General features: G+C 62.7%; 3 protein-coding genes. 1 reads left to right on the forward strand and 2 read right to left on the reverse strand.

From position 1 onward, the window contains the following. Window positions 1-122: 122 nt before the first annotated feature. Entirely contained in the window at window positions 123-683 is a 561-nt protein-coding gene (locus ACK5M9_RS09400) for a LemA family protein (protein ID WP_416892903.1), read from the forward strand. A gap of 59 nt (window positions 684-742) precedes the next feature. Here ACK5M9_RS09400 and ACK5M9_RS09405 read toward each other — a convergent pair whose 3' ends face one another. Next, entirely contained in the window at window positions 743-1,837 is a 1,095-nt protein-coding gene (locus tag ACK5M9_RS09405; RefSeq protein ID WP_416892905.1) for a branched-chain amino acid aminotransferase, read from the reverse strand. A 41-nt stretch (window positions 1,838-1,878) separates the two neighbouring features. Next, window positions 1,879-2,937 (reverse strand): 3-isopropylmalate dehydrogenase, encoded by a 1,059-nt coding sequence (locus ACK5M9_RS09410; RefSeq protein ID WP_416892904.1) that lies wholly within the window; start codon window positions 2,935-2,937, stop codon window positions 1,879-1,881. Window positions 2,938-3,409: the final 472 nt, after the last annotated feature.

Genomic DNA, 3,409 nt, shown 5'->3' on the forward strand with positions numbered 1-3,409 from the left:
GCGGTGGCAGCGGTGGTGGTGGTGGCGGTGGTGGCGGCGGCGGCGGTGGTGGCGGCGGTGGTGGCGGCTCCTGGTAGTAGCCGACGTAGAGTATCGCCCAGTTCTTACTACGGGAGGCCCCCATGCTGATCTGGCTCATTATCGCGGTCTTGGTGGTTGCCCTGGTGTTGTTCGCCATTGTGGCGTTCAATCGGCTCCGCACGGCCGATGTCGGTGTCCAGGAGGCACTCGGCGGAATCGACGTGCACCTGACCCGGCGCGCTGACCTCATCCCGAATCTCGTCAGCACTGTCAGAGGGTATGCCGCACATGAACGCGGCGTCTTCGACGAGGTGACCCAAGCACGCACCGGCGTCACCGAGGCCGCGGCAACCGGCTCGGTGGGGCGGAAGGCAGCCGCGCAGGCACGGCTGGAAATGGCTCTGGTGGACGTGCTCGCTGTCGCCGAAGCCTACCCTGACCTCAAAGCCTCAGCGAACTTCCAACAGTTACAGAACGATCTGACCGATACGGAAAACAAACTGGCGTTCGCCCGTCAGTACTACAACGATGCGACCCGTGCGTTGAACGAAATGGTCCGGACCATCCCGTGGATGTTCTTCACCGGCATCGCCCAAGTCACGCAGCGTCCGTTCTATCAGGCACCGGCGGACCAGGGCTCCCCACCGACTGTCCAGTTCTAGCCACCCAGCGATCACGGAGACCCGGGTAGTGCACGCAACTGCCTAACCCGGCAGCACACCTAGCAGACCCGGGTCAGCCAACCATGGCGGTCTTCGGCCCGGCCATACTGGATATCGACCAGAGCCGAACGCACCATCGCGGTGATCGGTCCCGGCTCGCCCTGGGCACTGATGACCTCGCCACCGGCCCACTTCAGTCGTCCGACCGGGGTCACCACGGCCGCAGTGCCGCAGGCGAACACTTCGGTGATCGTTCCACCGGCAACACCCTCGCGCCACTCATCAATGGAGACCTTGCGTTCGACTACCTCATGTCCCAGATCACGGGCCAGGGTGACAATCGACTCACGGGTGATGCCCTCCAGAATGGACCCGGTCAGTTCCGGGGTCACGATGGAGCCATCCGCCTGGACGAAGTACAGGTTCATCCCACCGAGTTCTTCCACCCAGCGCTGCTCCACCGAGTCCAAGAACGCCACCTGAGCACACCCATTCGCGAATGCCTCCTGTTGTGGCATCAGGCTCGCGGCATAGTTGCCGCCACACTTGGCCGCGCCCGTGCCGCCGGCACCGGCACGGCTGTACTCGGTTGACAGCCAGATATCGACCGGCTTGACGCCCTCGGCAAAATAGGCGCCCGCAGGCGAGGCAATCACCGAATATGTCACGTGCTGGCTCGGACGCACACCCAAGAAGACCTCAGAGCCGAACATGAACGGCCGCAGATAGAGACTGCGTTCCTCGCCGGTGGGAACCCAGGCACGATCTGCTTCGACCAGCGTCCGCACCGAACCGGTGAACCAGTCAATCGGCAACTCGGGCAACGCCAGCCGACGAGCCGAACGCTGCATACGTTCGGCATTGGCCTCCGGGCGGAACAACCACACTGAACCATCAGCATGGGCATAGGCCTTCAAGCCTTCGAAGATCTCCTGGGCATAGTGCAGCACCGCCGTCGCCGGATCGATGGACAAGGGCCCGTAGGGCACGAGCCGGGCATCGTGCCACTCGCGCTGCGGAGTCCAATCGATCAGGATCATGTGGTCGGTGAAGTGGTTCCCAAAGCCGGGGTCGGCGAGGATCTCGGCACGCTCGGCGTCACTGCGCGCAGCGGGGTTGCGAGTAACCTGCGGCACAAACGCTGGGGTGGTCATGGCGGACACAATAGTCCTTTCGTGGTCGATTCGGCAGTTGGTCAGCGCGCCGATACCGACCCGGCAACCCGCTCGGCGATGGCCGCGCCAACCTCCTGCGTCGATCGCTCCTGGCCACGCCGTTCAGCGATATCGGCCTCCACCGCCTCAACGATCCGGGCAGCTTGTGCACCATGGCCCAGGTGCTCGAGCAGGAGTCCCGCCGACAGAATCGCCGCAGTCGGATCCGCTTTGCCTTGACCCGCGATATCGGGTGCCGATCCATGCACGGGCTCGAACATGCTCGGTGCTGTCCGATCGGGATTGACGTTGCCGCTGGCAGCCAAGCCGATTCCGCCGGTGATCGCAGCGGCCAGGTCGGTGAGAATATCGCCGAACAGGTTGTCCGTGACGATGACGTCGAACCGGGCCGGGTCGGTAGCCAGGAAGATCGTGGCCGCATCGACATGCAGGTAGTCGACCGTAACCTGCGGGTACTCCGTCGCCACGGCCTCGACAGTGCGGCTCCACAGATGACCCGCATGGACCAGCACATTGTTCTTGTGCACCAAGGTGAGTTTGCGGCGCGGCCTAGCCTGCGCTCGGGCAAAGGCGTCCCGTACCACCCGTTCGACCCCGAACGCCGTGTTCAAGCTGACCTCTGTAGCCACCTCGGCCGGTGTCCCGACCCGGATCGCACCGCCATTGCCGACATAAGGACCTTCCGTTCCTTCGCGCACCACCACAAAGTCAATGTCGCCCGGGTCGGCTAGCGGGGTCGAGACACCATTGAACAGCTTCGACGGCCGCAGATTGACATAGTGATCGAGTTCAAAACGCAGCCGCAGCAACAAGCCACGCTCCAGAATTCCCGACGGCACGCTCGGATCACCAACCGCACCCAACAAGATGGCATCCTGACCACGTATCTCAGCCAGAACGCTATCGGGCAGCGTCTCGCCCGTCTCATGCCAGCGCCGGGCACCGAGGTCGTAGCTGGTGCGGTCGAATTTCACCTCGGCATCGGCCGCAACCAGATCGAGGACCTTCAATGCCTGATCGGTGACTTCCGGTCCAATGCCGTCTCCAGCCACGATCGCAAGCGAGTAGGAAGTGGTCATAGAAGCATCCTAGAACCGTGATCTCAAATGATGAAACTTATTTCTCGAATATTGAACTCAATTGTCCTCCGGGACAAGGTCCAGTTCCTCATCCAGCTCGTCGCGCAAGTGCGCTGGTCCCCACTCGAGGGTGTGATCCGGATCGAACATGACAACTCCTGACAGTGATTGATCGGTGATGAGTACGGGCTCCGACGGCCGACGACATCAGCACGATCCAAGACTGGGACGATCAACGTCCTCGGCCCGGTTCAGGAGGAGTGGACCCACGATGGTGGTCCGGCGTACCTGCGGCAGAGTCATCGAGCCAACGTCGAAACTCCGCGGCAGGGTGGGCCCTAAGAGGTCCTGCCGCGGCAAGCGATGACTACGACGAATTGCTCCCGCACTAGCACGATCCTAGCCCATTGAGAGTTCTTTCTGGCGAGATCTGACCATCTCAGGCAATGACTGCGATCGAGTCGGCCCGCCA

This window comes from Mycobacterium sp. (assembly GCF_047975165.1).
GTDB lineage: Bacteria > Actinomycetota > Actinomycetes > Mycobacteriales > Mycobacteriaceae > Mycobacterium.

Coding starts and splice junctions, on each gene's coding strand:
- ACK5M9_RS09400 (WP_416892903.1), top strand. CDS start 123: ATGCTGATCTGGCTCATTATCGCGGTCTTGGTGGTTGCCCTGGTGTTG.
- ACK5M9_RS09405 (WP_416892905.1), bottom strand. CDS start 1,837: ATGACCACCCCAGCGTTTGTGCCGCAGGTTACTCGCAACCCCGCTGCG.
- ACK5M9_RS09410 (WP_416892904.1), bottom strand. CDS start 2,937: ATGACCACTTCCTACTCGCTTGCGATCGTGGCTGGAGACGGCATTGGA.